The following is a 25058-nucleotide window of genomic DNA, read 5'->3' as shown; positions in this document are numbered from 1 at the left end:
ATGAGATAAAAAACGTGTGCCCTTTCTGGGAGAAAAAAAGGCACAGCAAAGCCGTAAAGACTGTGCTTGGCACATCTCAAGCTTTATTGTTCAAATAAGTTTTTTGAGCCGTAATGACTTAAAGCCTGAGAACCTTAGGGTGATCAAGCTGCTTTAAATTTTTAAGCTGTGTTGTTATAGCTTTTGGCATTGAGAGCCAAGAAATAATGGATGTGCAAAGCCAACTCCTTTTTATTGGGAGTTCTGCCGAAACATTAAAATTATGGTGGCAGAACGAAAGAGGGGTTGACGGACTGGTCTCAGAGGCCAGCACACCCGAGGGTGTCCCCCCTCCCGTTCCACCTTAGAGGGGGGCACGAGGGGCTAAACACTAAAAGAAAGCTCTTTTAATGCTCTGAGAAGCGGTCCGTCAAAACCGACTGGCAATGTAGGCCAGCACGCAAAGGATAGTGTCCAACCCTCTTACAGTCAAGCACACAAAATGACATTTGTTTTAAAATAGATCATTAAAAAGTAAGGATAAATAATTAGCAACTTATTGTTAAATTGGGATTTATAAACAGGCCTTTCCCTGCTTAAAGTAGGAGGCAAAATTCACTAACGACTATATAGCGGATCTTCCTCAACAAAAAAAACCTCACCCGATGAGGGTAAAACCCATTGATAAGTTCCTTCTATTTTCTGCATTTTTTCTTTAAACGTATTATATATTGCTACAAGGTTATGTTTTTCATCATATTCCCCTATATAGCCACGTTCCTTTTCTTCATGAAAATCTCTAAACATTTTATGCATTTTTACGGCTCTAAGTTCCATTTCATTTGTCCTTCTTATTATTGATATAATTATTATGATCTCTTTTTCTATTTTAAATACTAAAAAAGTGTTCCAAAATATATCTTATAGCAACATTTATTAAATGGTCATTAAAAATTAATACTTATCAAATCTAAACTTTTTCATATCATACGGTATATCTAGCTTCACACTCCATTTGCTTGATTTTTCACTTATTATAACTGCATCAACCTCAAAAGCATCCTTATCACTGAAACCTTTTATTTCTAAAAAATTAACAAAACTTGAGGCATTTATTTTATTAAGATATCCAACTCTTAAAGTATCTATATAGACAGCAATTTTATCTGTTTCTTTTTCTAGGCATATTACAGCATTTTTAAAAACCTTAGTCCTACCACCATTTTGGTTACCGACTAAAGTTATCAGTTCTTCTTGGTATAAAGTTACAATTATTTCATGCTCAAAAAAGTTTTTGTTCTCTGTAAATATTTTACCAGCTATTTTTAGGGTACTTTCGGGAAGTTCTAGACTAACTTTAGAAAAAAATTTAAACAAAATATAAGCAAAAACAAACAAAATAAAAATTATTATAATAAAAGACATATTAAAAACATTCCTCTTAATTTTATAAATTGGCAAAAAGAATCATTATTCTTTCTACCAACCCATCATTTAAGAAAAAATAAATTTATTATAATATTATTTTTTCTCATTTTTATCATTTTGATCCACTTTTTCTACAGCATTCTGATCAGGGCTTTTAGGCTCAAACTCTTTACCATCTTGCTGTTGCTGTTGTTGCTCTTTTGATTTGTCTTGATCGCTTTTAACTTGGTTTTGTTGAGACATTAGAGTCTCTCCTATTTAATGTTGTGTAGATGATTATCTAGCACTTAGTTAACATAGTCCTTTTACCTTTATATAGATACAACGCAAGTGTATCTGAATATGATATTGTTGTTTATCATTATAATAATTTATATTTTTAATTTATTTAAAATTATCTTTATGATTAATATACTAAAAACAAAAAAAGCACCTAAGATGCTTTTTTATTTTCAAAATATTATTGGGCAATAATATTAGTAGCTGTAAGACCTTTTTGTCCTTGAGCTATATTAAAACTAACACGTTGACCTTCATATAAGGTTTTAAACCCAGAGCTACTGATTTCTTTAAAATGTGCAAAAACGTCTGGGCCTGTATCTTGTTGAATAAAACCAAAACCTTTAGTTTCATTAAACCATTTCACTGTACCGATTGCTGTATTAGACATAATATATCCTTTGATTTTTAATAATATAAAGTCACATTTTATGACTCATTAAACTTTGAAAAAATAATAACGAATTGAGTTTAAGATCTTAAAAAAACGAAGGATTATGAATAAAACTACGATACTAAAAGAGGATTTACTAATAAGTCTTTTTTTCTAGTTAAATCGAGTATACGCCAAATAAATATTTATACAACACATTTAAAAAATATTTATTTTCGTACCGTTATTTAAAAATAATAACTCCTAGATACAGAAATACTTTTTACAAATCCCGCCAACCAAAGAATAAATTCATGTTCATTATCAAAATTAGGGAGAAGGCTTAAATCAATTTTAACAATACGCTCTTTCATTGGCCTATTTAAACAACTTTCAAAATCAATAACAGGATATTTTAATTGTAAATTGTTTATAGCTGCTTCTTTTTTAATTTCAATTAACAGTCTATTCAGACAGTCAATTAAATCCTTAGAGGACTGATTTTTAAAGTGAATATTATTGTAAACACTTTCAGCCACATCAAAATATTTTTTCATTTCATCATCCATATTTCCCTCATTTTTTAATTAATTTGATTGAGTATGCATGTAAAACTGTATCTTTATGTTGTATAAATATATTTACAGATCGAATCCCCCACTTTAATTAAAAATATTTCCTACAATTAAGAAATTAAAATAATATATTTAAATAAATTATAATTATCAAAAAACCATTGAAAACAATAGCTCTCTAGCTATATGTTAACTCTTGTATTTGATTAAAATTTGCTTCCACTTATATATCAACAGTCTATTTGGTTCAAAGAAACATTATGTCGAGAATTAAGCACTTTCAGGCACATATCTCTACATAGAGTTCTCATAATCACCGCAATGTAAGCGAATTAAAGGCCTACCATAAAGCTTCCTTACTATTATTAAGAAGTTTAAAATGTCTGATTTCAAAGAATTTTCAAAAAAAACCACACAAAACCAAAATGATTCCAATGTGCAACCTAATGAGGATAAAACTGAAAAACCTGTACAATCGCCTGAAGAAGAAAATAATCCTAAAGAAAATAATAATGAAGAAAAAAAGGAATAAAATAATTGATAGCTCAAAAGCTCTATATTAAATAGAGCTTTTGTTTAATATCATATTAATTAAAACGTTTTATTCATTTTCCACATTGAATCTAAAAAATACTAATACATATATTTATTTTAATTTAAACAAGTTCTAATCTTTTATTTAATATTAATTCAACTCTTCTTTGTGCATCACAAAAATCAATCTCTTCACTTATCCAAAATGTATGAAGCTGCCCATGTAGATGAAAATGCTCTTTATTATATTCGGAGCCATGATCAGAATAATGACTATCTACTCTGAAATGATTTTGATCGTCTTTTCTTTTTTTCCCATCAAGTATACCGCCAATACAGATATCCATTTTAATGCCAATAATTAATCGAAATTGACTATAACACATAGTGCACTGTGGCTTTAAAAAGAGTTGTTACTATTATCTTTACAGCATCATCAAAAATTTATGTTTGCAGCATATCTCCTTAAATTTAAAGAGAATAAATATATATTTTGCATATCTAAAATGCTTTGATATGTAATATAAATATTGATTTATCTAAAATTTATAACATTTTCAAAATAATTCTTCTTACAGTAGATAAATCACTATATGCTGCATACACCTCTTACAGAAATTATTCCAATGTCACAGCAGACTCTGCTACAAGAATTGAACTCCAGAATCGACTATTACTCTACAAGAACAGACTATCCACTACGAAGAATTTTGATAGGTTACCGAGCATATGCAAAATTGATGTTATGTTCAGCTTTTTCAGATGAAGTTATAAATTCTGCAATTGACCCCAATAAACGGAAATATAAGAAGTTAAAAATTAAAGTCACCAAAGATGACGACCAACTCGACCTTGAATGAATCAATCTAAGTAACAAGTGAATATTTCCTTGTGCTTATTTAGCGCTTCAATGACCGCAAAATGACAATGACCAATGCCGGCAATATTATTGTGAACATCTAGATAGTGATGCCCTACTGCTGCCGCTTTGAACCAAGAAAATAATTTGCTCTTAAACTTATTTTTTCACAGGAAGCAGTAAAACAGGGTCTTCAATATCGTAACCTGTTTCTTCTGGAACCCCCAGATATTTAACGACAACCAACCTCTTATTGTGTTTAGGCACGCTATAATTTTGGGAAATTTTTATAGCTTTGGTGTAATGAACCGCAACATGAGGCTTACTTTGTAAAGACGGCGATTTTACAACATATTCTGTTTTATATTGCGTGATCTTTCCTGAAGGATCAAACCAAGCCGATACTTGATTCTGATGAGTTTTTAATGTTTGAATTTTTAAGGTCTTACTATTACTTACGACTAATGGGGTTAAATTCTTTTTAATTTTATTTAGAGCTTTATCAAATGCTCTACTATCTTGATCATAATCAATCTTATGTGTTTTTGGATTGATATAGAGAGATTTAACTTCAATCAGTTTATCAGGTGATTTACTATTTAATAGATAATAATAGAGTTGTGGTAGACGTCCTCGACCATCTTCGTAGTGTCTTAATACATAAAGTTTCTTCTCTTTTTGCTGATAGCCCAATACTTCAATTTTTTGTCCACCGCCCACTGTCGCATAACTATGTGCGGATAAAGTAAGAATGGTGCTAAAAGTTAGAAATTTTAGAAATTTCATGAGTTCATATCCGTGTGATCTGGTAACTATATTGTATAAATATCAATCATATTAAAATGATACTTGAGTAAGTATTACTTGCTGTTTTTATATTCTTTTGTACAGAAATATAAAGCTTAAAAAAGAGGCCGAAGCCTCTTTATTTTTATCGCAATCAAACTCAGTCATCAATCATGGCGAACTCTTGTTCAGGCGTACCTTTCACCAAATGATGACGGCTGTATAACAAGTAATAGAGTATAAATCCGACATAAATCAGCGCAGCCAATAACCAAACTTTTGGATTAACCATTAACCCTGCCACTACAGCAACAGCAGCAAGAACTAAGGCAATACAAGACGTCCACATTCCACCAGGCGTTTTATAAGGGCGTGGTAATTCAGGACGAGATAAACGCAATTTGATATGTGAAAGCATCATCAACACATAAGAAATTGTTGCGCCGAATACTGCCATTAAAATGAGTAAGTCACCCTCACCTGTCAAAGAGAGCAAAAAGCCAATAATGCCCGGAATGATAATGGCCCAATATGGCGCTTTATTTTCATTGGTAAGTGATAAGTTTTTTGGCAAATATCCCGCACGTGACAATGCAAAAATCTGACGTGAATAGGCATAAATAATTGAGAAAAAACTTGCGACCAGACCAGCAAGACCTACAAAGTTAACAAAGCTTGCCAACCATGTGTGCTGACCATATACCGCAATGAGTGCATCAACTAAAGGTGCTCCCGAATTTTTTAATGCATTTGAACCCGCTGCACCTGCTCCCAAAAATAAGATTAAAAGTGCAAACGATGCCAATATCAACATTGAACCAATCAAACCGCGTGGTAACGAACGTACTGGATCTTTTGCTTCTTCGGCTGCCAGTGGTACCCCTTCAACCGCAAGAAAAAACCAGATGGCATAAGGTACTGCTGCCCATATTCCCATATAGCCAAACGGTAAAAATTGACTTGCACCTGCATGAGCGCTGACTGGAATATCAAACAATCGTGCACTGTCAAAATGTGGAAGCATCGCAACAATGAATACGACCAGTGCAATACAAGCAACGGCGGTAATTCCAAACATGATTTTAAGCGCTTCACCTGCACCTTTAAGATGAATGCCCATAAAAACTAAATAGCAAATTAAATAAACAGCCCAACCGCCCAATCCAAAGAGTGATTCGCAATATGAACCGATAAATACGGCAATCGCAGCAGGTGCAATTGCATATTCAATTAAAATCGCAGTCCCTGTGAGGTAGCCTCCAAAAGGACCAAATGCAACGCGGGCAAAACTATAGCCACCGCCGGCAGTGGGCAACATCGTTGACATCTCAGACATCACAAAGCTCATGCAAAGATACATAAACGCGACGATGACTGTTGCAATAAAGAGTCCTCCCCAGCCGCCTTGTGCCAGCCCAAAATTCCAACCTGCAAAGTCACCCGAAATGACGTAAGAGACACCTAGCCCCACTAAAAGTAACCAACCTACTGCCCCCTTTTTTAACTGACGTTTTGCAAAATACTCTGCGTCCTGTTGTAGAGCACCAACATCTACGCTTAATTCAGACTCTTTCATTGTCGTATTGCCTTATCGACTAAATTTACACCACCAATAGTTGCGCAAAAGATATTCATAAAACTTGACAGCAAAACATCTCCCCGACCACTTGAAGTCAAGTTGATTCATTTTTTCTTTTATAAGATCGACGGCATCTCAACACAGAACGTGTTTAAAAATTAAATTGAGGAGATGGGTTATGTCTGTAGAACAAAATGAATTTTTAAGCCAAGTTCAATTACAAATACTGGCAGAACAAGCAATTAAGCAATATCCATCAGACTATCAAGGACAGGTCAAACTGCTGTGTCAGTCTGAAAATGCAACCTTTCAGATTTCGACTGGATCTGCCCGATATGCACTTCGAATTCACCGCCCCAACTACCACAGCAAACTCGATATACAAAGTGAGCTTGAATGGTTAGATGCCTTAAATGCGAGTGGTATTCAAGTTCCTGTTGCGATTGCAGATCAATCTGGTGAGCGCGTCATCACTTTAAAACTATCGAATGATATTTATCGTTATGCGGTACTTTTCAACTGGGTTGAGGGCGATATGCCAACTGTTGAAGTTGACCCCACTGCATTTGAGCAACTAGGACAAATTACTGCAAAGCTGCACGTACATAGTAAGACATGGCAAGCGCCTAAAAACTTTCAACGTATTGTCTGGAATCATGAAACCATGATCGGTGCGGATGGACACTGGGGAAACTGGAAAAATGCACCTCATTTAAGACCACAAGATCACAGCGTGATTGAAGAAGCCATTACACAAATTTCGAAAGATTTAAATTTCTTTGGTAAAACCCAAGAACGCTATGGCCTAATTCATGCCGATTTGCGTTTAACCAATTTATTACTACAACAAGAACGTATCGGTGTGATCGATTTTGATGACTGCGGCATGAGCTGGTTTATGCATGATCTCGCCGCTGCGATTAGCTTCAATGAACACTATGCAAATGCGCCTCATTGGGTTGATTACTGGTTAAAAGGCTACGAACGCGTAGGTCATATTCAGTCTGAAGAATATGAAATGATCCCGACTTTTATCATGCAACGCCGCATTCAAATGATGGCTTGGAATGGTTCTCACGCACAAACAGAAATGGCTCAAAGTCTTGGCGATCAATGGTCCAATGAAACTGTGCGTCTCTGTAAAAAATATCTAAACGGACAAATGCCTGTCGGAATTTGAAAAGTGGTTTAGATCGCTTTTCTTCATTTTCAATTTTTAGTTTTTAAATTTTATAGAATTTAAAGGAAGGGTTTATGCAAGCTACCCATCAACTGAGCAAAGTTGCCAAAGCACTATTACTCACCAGTAGTCTGGCAAGTATGATTGCTCTAAGCGCATGTAACTATAACCCTCTACAAAGCACATCTCCCGCAGTCGCTATTCCCAAAAAGGAATATATCCAAAAAGGTCAATGGGATGCTTTTAACTTTGACCAACTGAATCAATTAATTGCTACCTATGGAAAAGATAGCCCAAACTATAATCCTGACAAGCGCCCGTATATTGTCACTGACTTTGACAATACTTCGGTATTTTTAGACATCGAAGAAGCAACTTTAATTTATCAGCTTGAACATTTAGCCTTTAATGTCACGCCAGAACAGCTTAATCAAATTATTCGTAAAGGAATTAGCTCGCAAAATTTTGAAGCGACCTACAATAACCAGCAAGGCCAAGCCGTTAATATTGATAAAATTGCCCCAGATATTATTGCCAGCTACTCATGGCTTTACCACCACTATAGCGGTCTAAAAGGCAAGCAAAGTCTCGATCAAATTAAACAAGATCCACATTATCTCGATTTCATTACTAAAATGAGATATCTATATGCGGCGATTGGAGACACGTTTGATCATGAAGTTGCATATCCGTGGGTCACTTATTTATTTACTGGGCTCACCGAACAACAAGTCCGTAATTTGGTGAAAGCAACGGTAGCTTGGCAAATGCAGCAACCGATTGGACCCGTGACATGGACGTCCCCAGCAGCGCTTTCGGGCCAAGCAGGTGTTGTGAAAATCACTTGGGAAAATGGTTTAAGACCATACCGTGAAATGCAAAATCTATTTAAGGCCTTTCAGGACAATGGCATTGATGTCTATGTCTGTTCGGCATCTTTTATTGATGTAATTAAGGAAATTATTTCTAATCCAGAGATCGGCTATAACATTAATGAAAAAAATGCCTACGCCATGGAGTTAGAACGAGATACACAAAATCGAATTTTACCCGAGTTTCGTCATGGCTATGCGCAAACTCAAGGTAAAGGCAAAACCGCAACCATCCAGCATTTTTTAGTCTCTAAATATGGTTACGGGCCAATTTTTATCGCGGGTGACAGTGAAGGCGATCAAAATATGATGCAAGATTTTGCGGCGACTCAGAAGGTTCTGATTATCAACCGATTGCGCAGTCCGACTTCTGATATCGGAAAGTTTTCTCAGCAGGCTGTACAGAGCTATGGTCACGCTAATCCTAAGTTTTTACTACAAGGTCGCGATGCCAATACAGGTCAATTTAGACCTTCAATGGCCAGTTTAAGTTATGGTGCGCAAACGGCGAAAACTACAAAAAATTAGTATTTCACTTATTTTCTCATGCCTACAATACATGTTGTATGCATGAGAAGCCGCTTAATTTCTTGTATTAGTTCTGCCCTTTTTGCCTATCTCTAATGCATTTTCTGCCTTCTTTTAGTTCGCTACCCAACATTAAATACAATGATTGATGTCTTCTTAAAGAGTCAAATCTGAAACTTAAAACAGCAACATATAAACCATTATTTTATAAATAGTTTTAACCACAAAAAATCATGGACGTAAGCAAAAACTGGTATGGCTTTTGCTTAATATAATAATAGTTAGGAATAAATATCATGAGACTTGACATGTTACATCTCAATCCAGCTCATCTTGTCGATTCAAAAATGTGTAATCAAGGTGTATTGTCTGCAGCCGCCTCTGGATTAAGCGAGTTTATTCATCAAAAAGGTGCAGATGTTGATCGTGTTTTAGGAATTAGTGGTATTAATCCTGAACTTCTAATCAGCCCAACTTTGAGTTTACAACTACCCAATTATTGCAAGGTGCTAGAACAGGCAGCATTGGTTTCAGGTTGTGATAATTTTGGTTTGCATTATGGTCAACAGTTTCAACCGAAATCCTTAGGGCTCATTGGGTACATTGGTCTTTGCTCAAACACCTTAGAATCTGCACTCATGAACATGACCAATAACTTTTATTTGCATCAGAAAGATACCCTCAATCGGATGGTCGATTTAGGAGATAGCTGGCGCATAGATTATCAGGTTCAACACGGCGCGATTTTAACTCGACGCCAAGATGCAGAACTGACCATGGGCATGTTTATGAATGTGATCCGTGAAGTGATGGGCCCTCATTATTCACCACGCGCAATTCACTTTGAGCATACTCGACCTGAATTCTGGCAAGAACATAGCAAATTATTTAACGCGCCTGTTTATTTTGATCAACCATTTAACTCCATCATCATTTCAAAAAAAGACGTCCAGCATACTATGCCGGGACGCGATTCTATTTTATTAACAGTGATTCTAGATACGTTGCACCTACTCAATCGCGCTTCACCAAGTCAATGTCTTGCAGATCAAGTACGCTCTCACATACAACTTGAACTCAGTGAAGGTGAACCAAACCTTGAAAAAATCGCTCATGATATCGGTTTAACGAGTTGCACCCTTACCCGCCGTTTAAAAAATGAAGGACTGACCTTCACCCATTTAGTCGATCAGGTCCGTTGTGAGTTGGCCGAACATTATATTAAGCAGAAAAATATTCCAATTTCAGAAATGGCATTCTTATTAGGTTATTCAGAAGTAAGCGCTTTATCTCGTGCATTTAAGCGCTGGTTTGGTGTTACACCACGTCAATTAAGACACTAAAACATTCCAAATACAGGTCTTGAATAAAGGCCTTCATTTTAATAGCTGAGCAAATTAGACAAGAAAATACCCTTCAAATTAGATTTAACATCCAACTTGAAGGGTATTTTTTATAAAAGGTCTTACTTTAATTTTGTTAAGGCTTGATCTAAAGCACCGACTAACCAATCAATATCTTTTGTTTGGAAAGCCAAAGGTGGGCGCAGTTTCAATACGTTGCCATAAGGACCTGCAACTGAGGTTAAAACTCGATGAGTATTTCTGAGCTCTTCAATAAGGTTCAAAGCTAATGCTTTATTCGGCTCTTTAGTGGTTCTGTCTTTAACCAGTTCAAACCCTATAAATAAACCAGCGCCACGTACATCACCAACCACTTCATGTTTATCCATAAGTTTAGTGAGTTCTTTTAGAAGTAGTCCTCCCACATATTTGCTATGGGTTTGCAATTCTTCTTCCTGAATCACTTTAAGTACAGCCTGAGCGGCTGCCATAGAAACAGGATTACCACCAAAGGTATTAAAATATGGAATTTTATCGCTAAAAGCGGCGAGGACTTCACTCTTGGCTAAAAGCCCTGACACTGGAACACCATTACCCATTGGTTTACCTGTTGTAATTACATCAGGTACAACGTTGTGACGGCCAAAGCCCCAGAAAGAATCGCCAGTGCGTGCGAAACCTGGCTGTACTTCATCAGCAATAAAGATACCACCATTGGCATGCACGACATCAACCGCTTTTTGTAAGAACCCAACAGGATTAGGCATGACACCGTCAGAAGAAAATATTGAGTCCGCTAAAAAACCTGCAAACTTGATGCCTTTTGCATTCATATCATCAATTTGTTGCTGGATCTGCTGCGCGAACCATTCACCTAAATCATCAGTTTGAATCCGATAATAATCAGGTGCTGGAACTAGGCGAGTTGTATCATCTAAAGGTTGTTCAGTTCCCAGTGCTGGAGAGCATCCTGAGGTTAAGCTACTGGTCCCATGATACGACTCTTGAGACACAATAATTCCTGTACCACCGCTATATTCACGGGCAATACGAATCGCTAAATCATTCGCTTCCGAACCCGTACACATATACATGGCACGGTCAATTTCATCGGGAGTGGTTTGTAAGAGTTCTTCGGTATAATCCAAAATATTTTCATGTAAATAACGGGTATGGGTATTGAGCATTTTCATTTGCTCATTTACCGCCTCAATGACCGCAGGATGACAATGACCAATGCTGGCAACATTGTTGTAAACATCCAGATATTGATGACCTGCTGCATCCCATAAATATTGCCCCCGACCTTTTACCAGATGCACGGGATTACGATAAAACAAGCGATAGGATTCACCTAAAATTTTATTTCTTTTATCTGTCAGTTTTCGGGTAGCATGGTCCAGCTCAGCAGCATGTTCTGGACGAAAGCTATTGGTATCCATAATGGTTGAACGCGTACCCATGAATGACTCCTCTATTTATATTCAGCATACTTTTGCACGAGACAATGACTGACGTAGGCAATTCATACTCTGATTCGACATATTTCAGTATTTGTTTGAAGTTACGCAAACCATATTGCTTAAGTATCTTTAAAAAAACTTGACCTCAGACCACTTAAGCCACAATTTGAAGTCAACTTATTGGTCTTATACTTCAGAGCTCCACTACTCTTTTTTTCAATAACTCAAATTTGTTACCATTACACATCTGGAGTGACTCCAATTCGCTTTATACTATGGATGCCAATTTTCAAAGTTCATCCAGTTGTGTTCTTTTCTTGAATGACATTCATTTTTAAAAGACTTGAAATTGGTTAGATGACCAAACGTAAAATATTACTGATTTTTTAAGGGTTTAATACGCATGAATAGCGCTGAAATCATGGCTGACTTATCTTCTCACACACCTATGATGCAGCAATATCTCAAAGTTAAAACGGACTATCAACATGCGTTGCTGTTCTACCGTATGGGTGACTTTTATGAACTCTTCTTTGAAGATGCTCATTTAGCAGCCAAGCTTTTAGGCATCACATTAACCCATCGTGGCAAAGCCAGTGGCCGACCTATTCCAATGGCGGGTGTTCCCTATCATTCAGCCGAAGGTTATTTGGCGCGACTTGTTAAAGCTGGGCGCACGGTAGCCATTTGCGAGCAAGTTGGAGAAGTAACAGGCAAAGGCCCTGTTGAACGTAAAGTTGTTCGTATTCTGACCCCGGGTACATTAACTGATGATGCATTACTCAGCAGTTATCAATCATCTAATCTCGTTTCATTGTGCATTCATCAAAACCAGATCGGTTTTGCTTTACTCGACTTAAGTGCAGGCATTTTTAAAGTTCAACAACAAGATTACAAGCCAGAACAATTACCTATTGAACTTGCGCGTTTAATGCCAAGTGAGATCTTGATTGATGAAGATTTGGTCGACACCAATATTATCGAACAAATTAAAAAGCATTTAGATTGCCCTGTTACTAAACGTCCAAATGTAGACTTCAATCTAAATAATGCACAAAAAACCTTATGTGACCAGTTTACGGTATCAACCCTTTCAGGTTTTGGTTTAGACCCATTACCTTTAGCCAAAGCTGCTGCCGCTGCGCTTATTCACTATGCAAAAGAAACCCAAAAAACTGCATTACCGCATATTCGCTCAATCCAACTTGAACAAAGTACCGACTTTATTGCGCTCGACCCAATTACACGTCGCAACTTAGAAATTATCGAGCCATTATTTGAACACGGAACATCATTATTTCAACTGGTAAATGATTGCCAAACTGCAATGGGTGGCCGTCTATTAAGCCGTACACTCATGCAACCTGTGCGTGATACTGCATTGCTTGATGCTCGTTTAGATGCGATTGAGCAACTCATTCAGGGATATCACGAAAACCCAGTTCGTTTAGTGCTTAAAGAAATTGGCGATATTGAACGTGTGCTTAGCCGCGTTGCGCTAGGCAGTGCGCGACCACGTGATTTGGTGCAACTTCGTCATGCATGCGCACAAATTCCAGCTTTAAGAACAGCGTTAACTCCAGTCATTCAAGCGAAGAAATCTAAATTATTAGTTCAACTAGATGAAGAACTTGGAGACTTCAAAGCGCTTCATCAGCATTTGATGGCAGCTATTGTTGAAAACCCACCTGTATTACTTCGTGATGGCAATGTAATTGCAGAAGGATATGATGCTGAGCTTGATGAATTACGCCAAATTCGTGATCATGCAGGTCAATTCTTAATTGATCTAGAAATTAAAGAGCGTGAACGTACAGGCATTAATACCCTTAAAATCGGTTATAACCGTGTAAGCGGTTACTACATCGAACTCACTCGTGCTCAAGCAGAACAAGCACCAGCCGACTATATCCGTCGTCAAACTTTAAAGAATGCTGAACGCTACATTACCCCTGAACTTAAGAGTTTTGAAGATAAGGTCCTGTCGAGCGAGTCGCGTGCACTCTCTCGTGAAAAAGCATTATTCGAAGCTTTGCTTGAAAACCTGCGCGAAAATATCGCTCACCTACAAATGATGAGCTCGGCAATTGCTCAAATTGATGTCATTGCAAACTTTGCTCATCAAGCACGTTTAAACAATTGGGCACGCCCTGAATTTACTCCGGAAACGGGCATTAAAATTCAGGCTGGTCGTCATCCTGTCGTTGAAGCATTAAATAAAGCACCATTTACCCCAAATGATACTTTCCTTGATGCTCAACACCGCATGGCCATTATTACCGGTCCAAACATGGGCGGTAAATCAACCTTCATGCGCCAAACGGCATTAATCAGTTTACTTGCTTATTGCGGTAGCTATGTTCCGGCTAAAGCGGTCAAACTTGGTCCAATTGACCGAATTTTTACCCGTATTGGTTCAGCCGATGATTTATCTACAGGCAAATCTACCTTTATGGTTGAGATGACTGAAACTTCGCAAATTCTTCACCATGCCACCAACCAGTCGTTGGTGTTAATGGATGAGGTTGGCCGCGGAACCAGTACGTATGACGGTTTATCTTTAGCATGGGCATGTGTGGTCGATTTAACCAAGCGCGTAAAATGTTTATGTTTATTCGCCACTCATTATTTTGAGTTGACCGAACTTGGTAGTGAAGCAGGAATCGATAACTATCATGTCACGGCGCAAGAACTGAATGGCAATCTGATTTTATTGCATAAAGTTCAGCAAGGCCCTGCGAGTCAAAGTCATGGTTTACAGGTCGCAAAATTGGCGGGTATTCCTGCCAATGTTATTAAAGAAGCACAGAAGCGTTTACGTATTTTAGAAAAACAGCAGCAGCAACATCTACAAACCAGCTTTCAAAATGATTTGTTTGCTCCACCAGATGCAAACTCTGGTTCACAAATCATAGAGAAAGTTGTCGAGATCGAAGTTTCATCCCCTGCTCTAGATTTGCTTAAGCAAATTGAAGTCGACAACTTATCGCCTCGTCAGGCGCTTGAACAACTCTACGAGTTAAAAGCTGCACTCAAATCTTAATAAAGCACGTTCGAATAAGCAGGCTTAGGTCTGCTTATTCATATCGGAGAATAATATTTATATGATCTTAAGATCTTTGCAAAGTTCAGAAATTGATCTTATTTGGCAGCAGATTAGCCGCCGTGAATTAATTACTCAAAACTACATACAAAAACAGCAAAAGCTAGAATTGGTTGATTGTTTTTTTGATGTACAAAATTGGGACTCATATCATCTAGAAAATGACCCACCTAAACTCAAACAACTCTATGCACAAGGTTCAATATTTGTAGGTGCATTTGACGCCTCTGAAAAGCTCGTTGGCGTGAGCGTAGTCTCAAACCAAGTGATAACAGACTATCCTCACGCTAAATTACTCCATTATTTCTATGTGGATGCTGACCAACAAGGTCAAGGCATTGGTGCTAAGCTTATGCAAGCCGCAAAAGAGTCAGCCAAGCAACTCGGTGCAGACCAACTGTATATTTCAGCAACCCCAAGTCGACGCACTGTAGACTTCTATATGAAGCATGGCGCGCAACCGTTAAATGCTCCAGATCAACAACTTTGGCAGCTCGAACCTGAAGATATTCATTTACTATGTAAGCTTTAGCTCTAAAAATTTAAGATTTTCTAAGCAAAAAAGCCGTAAATCAAAATTTGTAAAACAAAAAATGAAAAGTTAAGGTATTTATTAAAATAGATGCCTTGACTTAAATGACATCTAAATAATTAAATAAAATATTTTTTAAGTTATTGTTTTATAAAATATATTATTATTTTAATTTTATAGACTACGCTCTGCTGGGTTTACAAGATATGTTTGATTATCAACGTATTAACTTATCTTCATATGCATGAATAAAGAATATCAATAAAAGCAATTGTTTGTTTACCCCTTTTTTGCCTAAAATAAGCTATTCGAAATGAAACCATATTTTTTAGGTAGCTGTCGCCATGACCTTTGTTGTCACTGAAAATTGTATTAAATGTAAATACCAAGATTGCGTAGAAGTTTGTCCTGTAGACTGTTTTTACGAAGGTCCGAATTTCCTAGTGATTAATCCGGATGAATGTATTGACTGTGCATTATGTGAACCAGAGTGCCCGGCAAATGCAATTTTCTCTGAAGATGAGTTACCTGAAGGTCAAGAAGTATTTATTGAATTAAATGCTGAACTTTCTCAAAAATGGCCTAACATTACTCAAATTGGCGATCAACCAGCTGACCGTGAAGAATGGAACGGCAAACCTGATAAATTACAATATCTTGAAAAGTAATTTCAAAAAGATCAGCAATCGCTGATCTTTTTTTATACCCTATTCAAACATTTCATTGCAAATTCCTCGTAATTTGTGCACTGTTTTGCATTAAAATACCCGCAATATTTATAAGTGCTTAATTTTTCTTATGCGGAAGTTTTTGCAGAGTCTGGTGCCCTTATGCATAATCCCAGCGGTTATGGTAGGTTGTGTCAGCTCTCCCCAACACACAACAACAGGCAAAACCTCTCCAAGTGGTAAACGAATCTTTATTCCACAAGAGCGCGTTATTATCGAGCGCCCAATTCCCCCTAAAGTTGAGCCTGCATCTTATCGAAGTTGGTTAAGTTCTGGTGAAAATTACCAACGTGTTCGTGAATACGAAAAATTCTTAACCCGAAATAATGTTGCAGGTATTGTGCCAAGCTTTGAGTTATTACGTTCAGCACGTGATTGGCAAAAATGTGGCCGCTCTGAATATGCTGTACCTAATCGTGAGCTATGGGGAAATTCTTTATCTACCCTACGCGTATTTAAATATTTAGTTGCAGCAAAAGTTCTTACCGACTTTGAAGTGACCTCGGTTTACCGAGATTTACCTTTAAATGAATGTGCAGGTGGCGCAAGCTCATCTAAACATTTATTTAACTCGGCAATCGATTTCCGTATTGGTCCTGAGTTCCCCCAAGCTCAAGATTATGCATTTATCGAAAATACCAAGTTTAAACTTTGTCAGTTCTGGGCTCAGCATGGTCAAAGCTTAAATATGGGTATTGGTCTATATAGTTCCGGGCAGATTCATATCGATACTCAAGGCTATCGTACTTGGGGACCTGACCTCACCCGCAACAGTTCGATGTGTAATTTCTAATAAAAAACTCCTTTCAACTGAAAGGAGTTTTTTTTATTGTTCATTTCCCAATCAACCAAAATTTCTTGAAACGAAGATTTTTGCACTCTATGCATAAACGTTTAAAATAGCCCGATCAACATATAGGTAAATTTGATTATGCAGCAGATGTGGACAGACATTGACCAATATATCGATTCACATTTAATTCCCGAAGATCCGCGACTCGAATATGCATTAAAGAATACCGACGAACACGGCTTTTCAAATCATCTTGCAGTGGCTCCTAACCAAGGAATGTTCTTGCAGATGCTTATTCAAATGAATAAATGCAAACGAGTCTTAGAAATCGGAACTTTTGCTGCATATAGTACCATCTGGTTAGGCCGTGCCTTACCTGAAGACGGTTACTTACTCACCATAGAAGGCCGTGCTACTCACGCAGAAATGGCACAGAAAAATATCGATCATGCCAATCTTCCTGTAAAAGTTGATCTTCGAGCTGGCCGTGCTGCAGATATCCTTTCTGCGATTGATCCGCAATCTATTGAACCTTTTGATTTTATTTTCATTGATGCAGATAAACAGGGTTATCCTGAATATTTAGAATTGAGTCTGAAATTCTCAAGATCAGGTACGATTATCGTACTCGACAATGTAATTCGTGCAGGTGATATTTTAAATCCTGAGAATAAAAAACCGAGTATTGAAGGCATCCGTGAAATGTTTAAAGCTTTAGAAAATCATCCGCAAATCTTGTCTTGTACAGCTCTGCAAACAGTTGGCTCAAAAGGTCATGATGGCTTCGCAATTGCAATTGTGAAATAATGGTTAAAAAATCATCTTTTTTATTTTATTATTTATAATCAATTAATTACTTTTATTACTGTTGCTTTTCCATATAGTTATCCACAAGATTTGCGGATAACTATATGCAAATCTCATCATTTAGCCACAAGTAATGGTACAGTCGCGTTTCGGAATATAGTTGTCGCAATACTTCCCAAGAAGAATTGGTGAATTTTGCTATGACTAAATGCCCCTAACACAATAATTTGAATACCGTGTTCTTGTTGGTACTCTAAAATATTTTGTGCGACATCACCATAACGGTAAACGGTGACTACATCTAGACCCGCTTGTTTAAGATAATGTTCTGGTTCATTTAATATTTCTGGATGATCACCTACATACACCAAATGACATTGCAGTGTTCGCAATAAGTCACTTTGGGCAATACGGCGCATCATTTTTTGACAAGTTGGCGAATATTCATAAGCAAAGATAAATCGTGTTGGCACTTTAAAGTTTTCACCAATGGTCAAAACAGTACAGTTCGCACCGCGGATGAAGTTTTCAACATTGCTACCGATTGGTTTGTGTTTCTCGGCTGCTCTTTCCCCGACTCGACCTAAAATAACGATGTCATTTTCATGTAAGAGATTAAAACTTTGTTCTAAAAAATCACCTTTTTCTTGAATTTTTGAACTGGTAATTCCGTGTTTTTCTTGAATAAGATCAGAAATATGGCGGAGTAAATTATTACTATAATCTAACGCGAGTTCACTTTGTTTTTGCTCTAGCTCAGCTAACTCTTTTAGCAGCATTGCATTGCTTTCAAAGCCGATTACCCCACTAATTTCACCAAGATGGTAACTGGCTGGGTAATAGTCCAGAATTTGTAATAATACAAGTTCCCGTCCGGTCGCTTTAGCAACCCATGCTGCTGCATCAGCAATAGCATTAATACACGGTGATGAGTCAATACACGCAATAACACGGTTCATGTTAGCCTCTCTTCTTCAGGTCTATTGCCTTGGAGATTATTATTAAAACTTAGCTTTAACTTAACATAGATAAAAATTGGTATGTTAAGGTTTATGTATAAAAACCAACTTTTTTGTTTAAAGATCAAACATTTTATTACATTCTTAAGACTGCATTATTCTCTTAAGCGAATAAATTTTGCGGGATTTCCGCCGACAATATGGTACGGCTCAACATCTTTAGTCACCATACTATTCATCCCGACTACAGCATGTTTACCGATTTTAATACCGTCTTTGATCCCCACATGTGCACCCAACCAAACATCTTGCTCAATTTCGATTCCTTTGGACGTAACTGGCTGCTGGTAAAGTGGACGGTCTAGTTGCATCCCATGGTCAAATGCATATAAATGACAATACGCGGCAATACGGACTTGGTCATGCAATTTTATGCCCATTCGTCCCCCATCTAAAATACAATGATGGTTAATCGCGACTTCATTGCCGATCTCGAGTGGTCCATGCAATGTGCAATCAGCCGCAATAAAACTATTATCCCCAATAATAATTTTGCGGCCTGGTTCAGCAAAAATATGTGCTAACGGTGAAATAAAACAATTTTCACCAATCTCAACTGTTTCCATATCCATTAAATAAGCTTGATATTCCTTTTGCCACTCTTCAGCCCAAGCACGGTTTTTAGGTTTTAAAGTCCAATATAACCATGGCATATAGTTTAAGCGGTGCTTATGTTGCTCACGATATTTCAGTAAGGAATCAGTCATCAGTTAATTCCTCTTCAATTTTTAATTCTTCACGACCACGTGTTACGTCTCTGAGTTTTAAGGCGAGCGGTTCAATTTGATGTATCTGTAGTCTCGCTTCGATATCTACCCCTGTTGCCGTGTAGGTTTCCTGATATTCAATCTGTTGTTGATTCAGTTCATATTGAAATATCGCCCACTCATTAAAATGACAAGAAAAGTGAATCGTCTTCTTTGCAATGAGTTCAATACGTTCAGCCAATAATAAACATTGTCCAGCACAGCCACCGTATGCTCTAACAAGGCCACCCGTTCCCAGTTTTATACCGCCATACCAGCGGTTAACCATCACAATAATATTCGTCAGGTCATTCCCTTCAATAGTCGCCAAGATTGGACGGCCTGCTGTTCCTGACGGTTCACCATCATCGTTAAAGCGTACGTTATGCCCAATTTTCCAAGCCCAACATTGGTGAGTGGTCGAGATATCCTTGTTGTATTCTAAAAATTCTTTAACCTGCTGTTCATTTTCTACTGGCGCAGCGATCGCCTGAAATCTACTTTTTTTAATTTCTTCTTCAAATGTAATCTGTGATGCAATCGTAAAAGCCATAAATAAGATAAAGCATAATAAAAATCAAATTATAACGTGAATTTAATAGAATCAAACCTATAAAAAAAGCCCCGAATCTCGGGGCTTTTTTATTATCTTTCTCGTAATGCTTCTTTGGCTTTATTAAATGGTTTAAGTAAGTAATCAAGTACTGTTTTTTGACCAGTACGAATATCTACTGTTGCCACCATACCCGGTGTAATACCAAACGCTTTACCCTCTTTATTGTAAAGTTTGTCGGAATCAGTGCGGATATAAACACGATAATAGAATTGGTCCTGTTTCACTTCATCACGAATGGTGTCTGGTGAAATAACGGTAACCTTCCCTTTTAAACCACCATAAATTGAGTAGTCATAGGCCGTGATCTTAACCAGTGCCTCTTGCCCCGGACGAATAAAGGCAATGTCGCGCGGTAAAATACGCGCTTCAATAAGCAATTGCTCATCAATCGGTACAATAGTCATTAGTTTACCGTTTTGTGGAACAACACCACCACGAGTAGTGACTGCAATTTCTTTAACCACACCACGCACCGGTGCTCTGAACACTGCACGGTCTAAACTGTCACTACGACCCAGTACAATTTGTTGCTGCGTTTCGCTATCGGTATTGGCTTTCGATAACTCTTCACGCGCTTTCACATAATACTGGTTCTGTGCATCATTCATTTTATTTTGCAAATCATTTGCTTCACGACGTAAACGTAAAACCTCAACCTCACTTGCTGCACCTTTAGCAACCAGCGGTTCTGTCATCGCCAGTTCTTGTTGCACAAGTTGCAACGCCTGTCTTAAACCTGCAAGGGTTTGTTCAAGATCAGCACGACGCGAGCGATATAATGCAGTTTCTTCTTGTACTAACTTTGGTTCTTTCATCACAATTTCAGGAAAAACCAAAGGTGTACCGTTTACTTCCGCACGCAAACGCGCTGCTGTCGCCTGAGCAGAGATTAGTAAAGATCTTGATTCACCAACATTAGAGGCAAAACGGGTTGGATCGAGCTGCGCAAGAATTTCGCCTTTTTGAACGATGTCACCTTCTTGTACATTCAGCTTGGTTAAGATACCGCCTTCTAAAGACTGGATGACTTGCTCTTTAGATGATGGAATGACTTTACCTGTACCAGTAGAAACTTCTTCAAGTTTAAATACCCAGGCCCAGATAAAGAAAATAACCAAGCCAATGCCCACAATCCAGATCACTAGACTGGCACGTGGTAAGGGTGGCTCACTATAAGATACATTCATTGAACGGGTGAGTTGTTGTTCTTGTTGTGGTTCGCTCATGAATTACCCCCTTGGCTCACTTGTTTTTGTTGGGCTGTTGATTGATTGAGTACCTGATCTCTTGGACCGTCCATCACGATTTTGCCTTCATTCACGACAATAATGCGGTCCACCAGTTCTAAAACAGCGCGGCGGTGGGTCGCAACGACCAAGGTCCGATGTGCCAGCCAACCTTTTAAATGATCAATCAGTTGTTTCTCTGCCACGTCATCAATGGCTGCTGTCGGTTCGTCTAACAATAAAATGTTAGGTTGACGAATCAATAGACGAGCCAGTAACAATGCTTGTTTCTGACCACCAGAGAAACCAACACCACCTTCTAAAATCAGGTGATCTAGCCCTTCTTTTTTCTCTTGAACAAAAGGTAATGCACCAGTCACTACTAACGCACGAAGAATCTCTTCATCCGTTGCAAGCGGCGCGCCTAAAGTGAGGTTTTCACGAATCGTACCGTAGAAAAGATGCGCATTCTGGTTAAGTAAACCCATATCACGACGTACATCAGACGGATCAATTAGTGAAAGATCCAGACCATCTAAATGTACTGCGCCTTGAGTTGGAACTTGCATACCAGATAGAAGCTGGAGCAGTGTCGACTTACCTGCACCGTTACGCCCCAATATGGCAATTTTTTCACCAGCACGAATTTTTAAATGACGGATTGCCAAACTTGGTTTTGGGTCTTCTTCGCCATATTGGAACAAGACATTTTTTAATTCGTAGTCGCCATTTAAAACTGCTTTGTGTACCAGATGCGAACGGTCAGCCTGATCGATCGGACGTTGCATAAGTTCATCAAGGCTTTGTTTGGCAACTTTTGCTTGCTGTAAACGACCTAAAACACCTGTAATCTGTGCAATCGGTGCCAACATACGTGAAGATAGAATTGAACAAGCCACTAACGCACCTGTAGTCATTTCACCTTCCATCACGGCAAAACATCCTACCAACACCACAATTGCATAGGTTAAGCCCTGAAGCATTTGAGTCCATGCCATTAAAGTACCGACGATTTTACGCTGTCTCATCCCGATATCGGCTGAAACTTCGTTCATGTGGTTCCATTGGTTTTGGAAGCGAGACTCAGCACGTAATAGCTTAATGTCTTCAATACCTTGTACCGCTTCAACAAGAATGGCGTTACGGATTGAAGACTCTCTCATGCCCTCTTGTGCGAGTTGTGCTAACTTCTTCTGTGCCAGAATACCCGGCAAAAGCATAAGTGGCACAACCAGCAGCATCACCCAAAACAGTTTCCCACCAATAATCGCAAAAATAATCAGGAACAGGAAAAAGAACGGGAAATCGGCAATTGCACTAATGGTGGTTGAAGTCACCAGTTCACGCACACCTTCGAGTTCACGAATCTGGGAAATAAAACTACCGGTAGACTTTGAACGGTCTTTATTTTTGATGCGTAAGGCATGACCAAATACACGATCAGATACCCGTAAGTCAGCACGCTTACCAATAATATCGGATAAGTACACTCGTGATATACGCAAGGTAAACTCAAAAAGTGCTGCAATGAGTACACCACCTGCCAGCACCCATAGAGTCGGGATAGACTGAGATGGAACAACACGGTCATACACTTGCATTGAGAAAATAATGGTTGCCAGTGCCAATACGTTGGCAATTAGTGAGGCAAACATAATATCAACGTAGCGTTTCCAGTCTCTTAAAACAATCGACCAGAACCAGCTTGCTTCGTATGGTTTGATATATTCGTCAATACGCGCATCGGGAATAGACGTTTCAGGACGTAGGATGTAGACATTCTTAATTGTTGTTTTTAAGACATCTAAGCTTAAATTTTGGGAAAGGCCGTGATCTCCACTAAACTGAATACTGACATTTCCTTGAGTATCGGCCTTATCAATTACACCAACTTGTCCGTCATTAAACTCGACCATGACAGGTAAACGCCATGGATTAAGTAAATCTAATGAAAAAGGTACTTTACGTAAATTGAGTCCAACCTGACGGGTCATTAACTGCAAAACATCATCAAGGTTTTGATTTTGGTTCCAGTCAAGTTGTAAACGAATTCTTTCTTCTGAAGGCTCAATTCTATAATGTTTAGCAATCGTTAAGACCGCCTGTAACCAGGGCTGGTAATTTATTTTTGTCATCATGGTTGTACTTCGAACCCCTGAATTGAAATATTATTTAAGTCATAAGCTTGGCGGGAACGTCCTGTTGCTGCAATGTACTGAACAATACTGCTGTAGATGTCATAACGTGCAGTTTCAAGTTCCGAATTGGCACTATGAATCGCCTGTTCAGCATTCAATAAGTCAACCAATGAACGGGTACCGAGTTTGTACTGCTCTTGATAAAGTTCGCGTGTACGAACTGTTGTCGCTTGGCGGTTGGCTAAAACCTGCATTTGACGTTGTTTATTTTCAATTTGTTCACGACTAGTTCTGATCTGATCAAGCACATCCAGATACACAGAATTCACTTTAGATTTAGCGGCTTCCTCTGCATAACTTGCCATTTTTACTTGGGAAGAAACTGCCCCACCTTGATAAAACTGACTGGTGGCTTCAAGCATGATGGAACTATATAAACCGTCGTCTTCATCATTGTTTGGGTTTTTTCCATTAATGGCCTGACTCACCGAGCCTTTCACTGCCAAAGTTGGATAACGTGTTAAACGGGTCTGTTCCTTTTGAGCTTTAGCCACTTCAATGCCCGCTTGTGCCGCGATCATTTTTGGAATGGTATTAAACTCAGGCTCGCCATATAAATCAGATACTTTCACCAAATCATCTGAAATAATCCAACCTGTACGTGAAACATCACCACCCAACAATGTTCTTAAATGTTGTTGGTACTGACGTAATAAAGATTGCTGTGCAATCAAGCCGGACTGCGCAGCTTGTAAATAAGACTGAGCTTGGATCGGGTCAGCCTGACTACTAATACCAGCATTTGCACGTAAATTAGCGATTTCCTGAATTCGTTGAATACCTGCAATTTGCTGCTCGGCAATTTTATTTAATTGGAGATAGCGCTGAATATTGATAATCGACTGAGCCACATCAAGTGCAATATCATCAATACTGACCAACACATTCGCCTGTTCGACTTGGAGTTTGGCCTTCTCAACCGATACACCTGATTTGACTTTACCAAAATCATAAAGCATTTGAGTTGCGTTTAAAGTCAATAACTGCCGACCACGCTCGCCACTACTCAAGTCACCTGTGGTAATACCACCTGAAATTTGAGGATAATAACCTGCCTTCGCAACATCAATACCAGCATTTTGGCCAGCTAAAGTTGAAATGGCTTGGGAAATATCAGGGTTACGCTGGATGGCGATTTTCACCGCTTCCTGCAGAGTCATTTTCCTTGATGGCAAATTTGAATAAGATGAAGCTGCTCTATCATTGAGTTGAACAGTCGGAAACTCCTGCACTCTAGAACGATCTAGCCTAAAATTACTCAACTCTTGCATCTTAGCGACTTTAAATTCATCACTACTTTTAGGGGCAAAAAGTTGTGATAAGTTGTCTTTTAATGTGTGATATTGCTCACTTGGTTTAGCGGCATATATCACCATAGGTACATGCAGTGAAGTTAAAAGCATCAACCCTTTCAGGAAAGCTGGCTTTTTACATGTCCTTTTTACTCTTCTCTGGTTATATCCAATCATGCTTGTCTTGTTGATCTTGTTTGTTATCGTTTAAAAGCTTTTA

The 25058-nt window shown here is 38.2% G+C and carries 25 protein-coding genes; 11 read left to right on the top strand and 14 right to left on the bottom strand.

The genetic code is table 11. The features are described 5' to 3' along the window. Positions 1-597: 597 nt before the first annotated feature. The 5 genes from RMA94_RS10720 to RMA94_RS10700 all read right to left on the bottom strand — a co-directional run bounded on the left by RMA94_RS10720 (position 598) and on the right by RMA94_RS10700 (position 2628). A complete protein-coding gene (locus tag RMA94_RS10720) occupies positions 598-786 on the bottom strand; it encodes a hypothetical protein (protein WP_014206277.1) in 189 nt (62 codons plus the stop codon). A gap of 147 nt (positions 787-933) precedes the next feature. Further along, complete coding sequence (locus RMA94_RS10715) at positions 934-1404, bottom strand: hypothetical protein (RefSeq protein WP_060465929.1); 471 nt, start codon at positions 1402-1404, stop codon at positions 934-936. A gap of 96 nt (positions 1405-1500) precedes the next feature. Beyond that, positions 1501-1650, bottom strand: a complete 150-nt coding sequence (locus tag RMA94_RS10710) for a hypothetical protein (protein ID WP_081410639.1) — start codon at positions 1648-1650, stop codon at positions 1501-1503. A gap of 217 nt (positions 1651-1867) precedes the next feature. Then, on the bottom strand, positions 1868-2077 hold the full coding sequence (locus tag RMA94_RS10705) for a cold-shock protein (RefSeq protein ID WP_014206275.1): 210 nt from the start codon (positions 2075-2077) through the stop codon (positions 1868-1870). Positions 2078-2307: 230 nt separating this feature from the next. Further along, positions 2308-2628 carry a hypothetical protein gene (locus RMA94_RS10700; RefSeq protein WP_032038393.1) on the bottom strand — a complete coding sequence of 107 codons (321 nt, stop codon included), beginning with the start codon at positions 2626-2628 and terminating at the stop codon, positions 2308-2310. Positions 2629-3013: 385 nt separating this feature from the next. Between RMA94_RS10700 and RMA94_RS10695 the strand changes: the two genes are divergently transcribed. From RMA94_RS10695 to RMA94_RS10685, 3 genes are all read left to right on the top strand, one after another. After that, positions 3014-3166, top strand: coding sequence for a hypothetical protein (locus RMA94_RS10695; protein ID WP_081404189.1), 153 nt, complete (start codon positions 3014-3016; stop codon positions 3164-3166). A 171-nt stretch (positions 3167-3337) separates the two neighbouring features. After that, a complete protein-coding gene (locus tag RMA94_RS10690) occupies positions 3338-3454 on the top strand; it encodes a hypothetical protein (protein ID WP_130118600.1) in 117 nt (38 codons plus the stop codon). Between the two features lie 340 nt (positions 3455-3794). Beyond that, positions 3795-4028, top strand: coding sequence for a hypothetical protein (locus RMA94_RS10685; protein ID WP_024436173.1), 234 nt, complete (start codon positions 3795-3797; stop codon positions 4026-4028). Between the two features lie 158 nt (positions 4029-4186). Here the strand turns inward: RMA94_RS10685 and RMA94_RS10680 are convergent, their stop codons facing one another. After that, positions 4187-4813, bottom strand: a complete 627-nt coding sequence (locus RMA94_RS10680) for a hypothetical protein (protein ID WP_213074723.1) — start codon at positions 4811-4813, stop codon at positions 4187-4189. 160 nt (positions 4814-4973) lie between these two features. Beyond that, positions 4974-6389: an ethanolamine permease gene (gene eat, locus RMA94_RS10675; protein ID WP_130118601.1), complete on the bottom strand. Its 1416-nt coding sequence runs from the start codon at positions 6387-6389 to the stop codon at positions 4974-4976. Positions 6390-6570: 181 nt separating this feature from the next. On the opposite strand from eat, the gene RMA94_RS10670 reads away from it, so the two are divergent. The 3 genes from RMA94_RS10670 (at position 6571) to RMA94_RS10660 (ending at position 10315) form a co-directional block, all read left to right on the top strand. Next, entirely contained in the window at positions 6571-7572 is a 1002-nt protein-coding gene (locus tag RMA94_RS10670; protein WP_311082824.1) for a phosphotransferase, read from the top strand. Between the two features lie 74 nt (positions 7573-7646). Next, the gene (locus RMA94_RS10665) at positions 7647-8972 is read left to right on the top strand and encodes a haloacid dehalogenase-like hydrolase (RefSeq protein WP_311082822.1); all 1326 of its coding nucleotides are present in this window, start codon (positions 7647-7649) and stop codon (positions 8970-8972) included. 308 nt (positions 8973-9280) lie between these two features. Continuing rightward, positions 9281-10315 (top strand): AraC family transcriptional regulator, encoded by a 1035-nt coding sequence (locus tag RMA94_RS10660; RefSeq protein WP_311084025.1) that lies wholly within the window; start codon positions 9281-9283, stop codon positions 10313-10315. 122 nt (positions 10316-10437) lie between these two features. On the opposite strand, the gene RMA94_RS10655 is transcribed toward RMA94_RS10660, so the two are convergent. Further along, the gene (locus RMA94_RS10655) at positions 10438-11778 is read right to left on the bottom strand and encodes an aspartate aminotransferase family protein (RefSeq protein ID WP_167563858.1); all 1341 of its coding nucleotides are present in this window, start codon (positions 11776-11778) and stop codon (positions 10438-10440) included. A gap of 403 nt (positions 11779-12181) precedes the next feature. Between RMA94_RS10655 and mutS the strand changes: the two genes are divergently transcribed. From mutS to RMA94_RS10630, 5 genes are all read left to right on the top strand, one after another. Next, entirely contained in the window at positions 12182-14821 is a 2640-nt protein-coding gene (mutS, locus tag RMA94_RS10650; RefSeq protein WP_002115830.1) for a DNA mismatch repair protein MutS, read from the top strand. A 61-nt stretch (positions 14822-14882) separates the two neighbouring features. Further along, positions 14883-15413 (top strand): GNAT family N-acetyltransferase, encoded by a 531-nt coding sequence (locus RMA94_RS10645; protein ID WP_014206263.1) that lies wholly within the window; start codon positions 14883-14885, stop codon positions 15411-15413. A gap of 344 nt (positions 15414-15757) precedes the next feature. Next, positions 15758-16081, top strand: coding sequence for a ferredoxin FdxA (gene fdxA / locus RMA94_RS10640; RefSeq protein WP_002051033.1), 324 nt, complete (start codon positions 15758-15760; stop codon positions 16079-16081). A 130-nt stretch (positions 16082-16211) separates the two neighbouring features. Further along, positions 16212-16934, top strand: a complete 723-nt coding sequence (locus RMA94_RS10635; protein WP_005802595.1) for a D-Ala-D-Ala carboxypeptidase family metallohydrolase — start codon at positions 16212-16214, stop codon at positions 16932-16934. A 138-nt stretch (positions 16935-17072) separates the two neighbouring features. Next, entirely contained in the window at positions 17073-17741 is a 669-nt protein-coding gene (locus RMA94_RS10630) for an O-methyltransferase (RefSeq protein ID WP_017399972.1), read from the top strand. Between the two features lie 116 nt (positions 17742-17857). Here the strand turns inward: RMA94_RS10630 and RMA94_RS10625 are convergent, their stop codons facing one another. The 6 genes from RMA94_RS10625 to RMA94_RS19390 all read right to left on the bottom strand — a co-directional run bounded on the left by RMA94_RS10625 (position 17858) and on the right by RMA94_RS19390 (position 24949). Beyond that, positions 17858-18700, bottom strand: a complete 843-nt coding sequence (locus tag RMA94_RS10625) for a universal stress protein (protein WP_002115820.1) — start codon at positions 18698-18700, stop codon at positions 17858-17860. A 155-nt stretch (positions 18701-18855) separates the two neighbouring features. Then, positions 18856-19467, bottom strand: coding sequence for a DapH/DapD/GlmU-related protein (locus RMA94_RS10620; RefSeq protein ID WP_274861321.1), 612 nt, complete (start codon positions 19465-19467; stop codon positions 18856-18858). Beyond that, a complete protein-coding gene (locus RMA94_RS10615) occupies positions 19460-20059 on the bottom strand; it encodes a YigZ family protein (protein WP_032003907.1) in 600 nt (199 codons plus the stop codon). Before RMA94_RS10615 ends, RMA94_RS10620 begins: the two co-directional genes overlap by 8 nt. A 92-nt stretch (positions 20060-20151) precedes the next feature. After that, positions 20152-21348: an HlyD family efflux transporter periplasmic adaptor subunit gene (locus tag RMA94_RS10610; protein WP_005076849.1), complete on the bottom strand. Its 1197-nt coding sequence runs from the start codon at positions 21346-21348 to the stop codon at positions 20152-20154. Next, complete coding sequence (locus RMA94_RS10605; protein WP_005802602.1) at positions 21345-23486, bottom strand: type I secretion system permease/ATPase; 2142 nt, start codon at positions 23484-23486, stop codon at positions 21345-21347. The genes RMA94_RS10610 and RMA94_RS10605 overlap by 4 nt, the downstream gene beginning before the upstream one ends. After that, positions 23483-24949, bottom strand: a complete 1467-nt coding sequence (locus RMA94_RS19390) for a TolC family protein (RefSeq protein WP_005076852.1) — start codon at positions 24947-24949, stop codon at positions 23483-23485. The genes RMA94_RS10605 and RMA94_RS19390 overlap by 4 nt, the downstream gene beginning before the upstream one ends. Positions 24950-25058: the final 109 nt, after the last annotated feature.

This window comes from Acinetobacter sp. V115_6 (assembly GCF_031799025.1).
Classification (GTDB): Bacteria; Pseudomonadota; Gammaproteobacteria; order Pseudomonadales; family Moraxellaceae; genus Acinetobacter; species Acinetobacter pittii.
The sequence above is the reverse complement of the archived record's forward strand: the minus strand, read 5'-3'. Positions and strand labels throughout refer to the sequence as shown.

Coding starts and splice junctions, on each gene's coding strand:
- RMA94_RS10635 (WP_005802595.1), top strand. CDS start 16,212: ATGCGGAAGTTTTTGCAGAGTCTGGTGCCCTTATGCATAATCCCAGCG.
- RMA94_RS10695 (WP_081404189.1), top strand. CDS start 3,014: ATGTCTGATTTCAAAGAATTTTCAAAAAAAACCACACAAAACCAAAAT.
- RMA94_RS10720 (WP_014206277.1), bottom strand. CDS start 786: ATGTTTAGAGATTTTCATGAAGAAAAGGAACGTGGCTATATAGGGGAA.
- RMA94_RS10655 (WP_167563858.1), bottom strand. CDS start 11,778: ATGGGTACGCGTTCAACCATTATGGATACCAATAGCTTTCGTCCAGAA.
- RMA94_RS10670 (WP_311082824.1), top strand. CDS start 6,571: ATGTCTGTAGAACAAAATGAATTTTTAAGCCAAGTTCAATTACAAATA.
- RMA94_RS10710 (WP_081410639.1), bottom strand. CDS start 1,650: ATGTCTCAACAAAACCAAGTTAAAAGCGATCAAGACAAATCAAAAGAG.
- RMA94_RS10680 (WP_213074723.1), bottom strand. CDS start 4,813: ATGAAATTTCTAAAATTTCTAACTTTTAGCACCATTCTTACTTTATCC.
- RMA94_RS10715 (WP_060465929.1), bottom strand. CDS start 1,404: ATGTCTTTTATTATAATAATTTTTATTTTGTTTGTTTTTGCTTATATT.
- RMA94_RS10645 (WP_014206263.1), top strand. CDS start 14,883: ATGATCTTAAGATCTTTGCAAAGTTCAGAAATTGATCTTATTTGGCAG.
- RMA94_RS19390 (WP_005076852.1), bottom strand. CDS start 24,949: ATGCTTTTAACTTCACTGCATGTACCTATGGTGATATATGCCGCTAAA.
- RMA94_RS10615 (WP_032003907.1), bottom strand. CDS start 20,059: ATGGCTTTTACGATTGCATCACAGATTACATTTGAAGAAGAAATTAAA.
- RMA94_RS10685 (WP_024436173.1), top strand. CDS start 3,795: ATGTCACAGCAGACTCTGCTACAAGAATTGAACTCCAGAATCGACTAT.
- RMA94_RS10700 (WP_032038393.1), bottom strand. CDS start 2,628: ATGGATGATGAAATGAAAAAATATTTTGATGTGGCTGAAAGTGTTTAC.
- mutS (WP_002115830.1), top strand. CDS start 12,182: ATGAATAGCGCTGAAATCATGGCTGACTTATCTTCTCACACACCTATG.
- RMA94_RS10705 (WP_014206275.1), bottom strand. CDS start 2,077: ATGTCTAATACAGCAATCGGTACAGTGAAATGGTTTAATGAAACTAAA.
- RMA94_RS10660 (WP_311084025.1), top strand. CDS start 9,281: ATGTTACATCTCAATCCAGCTCATCTTGTCGATTCAAAAATGTGTAAT.
- RMA94_RS10625 (WP_002115820.1), bottom strand. CDS start 18,700: ATGAACCGTGTTATTGCGTGTATTGACTCATCACCGTGTATTAATGCT.
- RMA94_RS10665 (WP_311082822.1), top strand. CDS start 7,647: ATGCAAGCTACCCATCAACTGAGCAAAGTTGCCAAAGCACTATTACTC.
- RMA94_RS10605 (WP_005802602.1), bottom strand. CDS start 23,486: ATGATGACAAAAATAAATTACCAGCCCTGGTTACAGGCGGTCTTAACG.
- RMA94_RS10620 (WP_274861321.1), bottom strand. CDS start 19,467: ATGACTGATTCCTTACTGAAATATCGTGAGCAACATAAGCACCGCTTA.
- fdxA (WP_002051033.1), top strand. CDS start 15,758: ATGACCTTTGTTGTCACTGAAAATTGTATTAAATGTAAATACCAAGAT.
- RMA94_RS10630 (WP_017399972.1), top strand. CDS start 17,073: ATGCAGCAGATGTGGACAGACATTGACCAATATATCGATTCACATTTA.
- RMA94_RS10610 (WP_005076849.1), bottom strand. CDS start 21,348: ATGAGCGAACCACAACAAGAACAACAACTCACCCGTTCAATGAATGTA.
- eat (WP_130118601.1), bottom strand. CDS start 6,389: ATGAAAGAGTCTGAATTAAGCGTAGATGTTGGTGCTCTACAACAGGAC.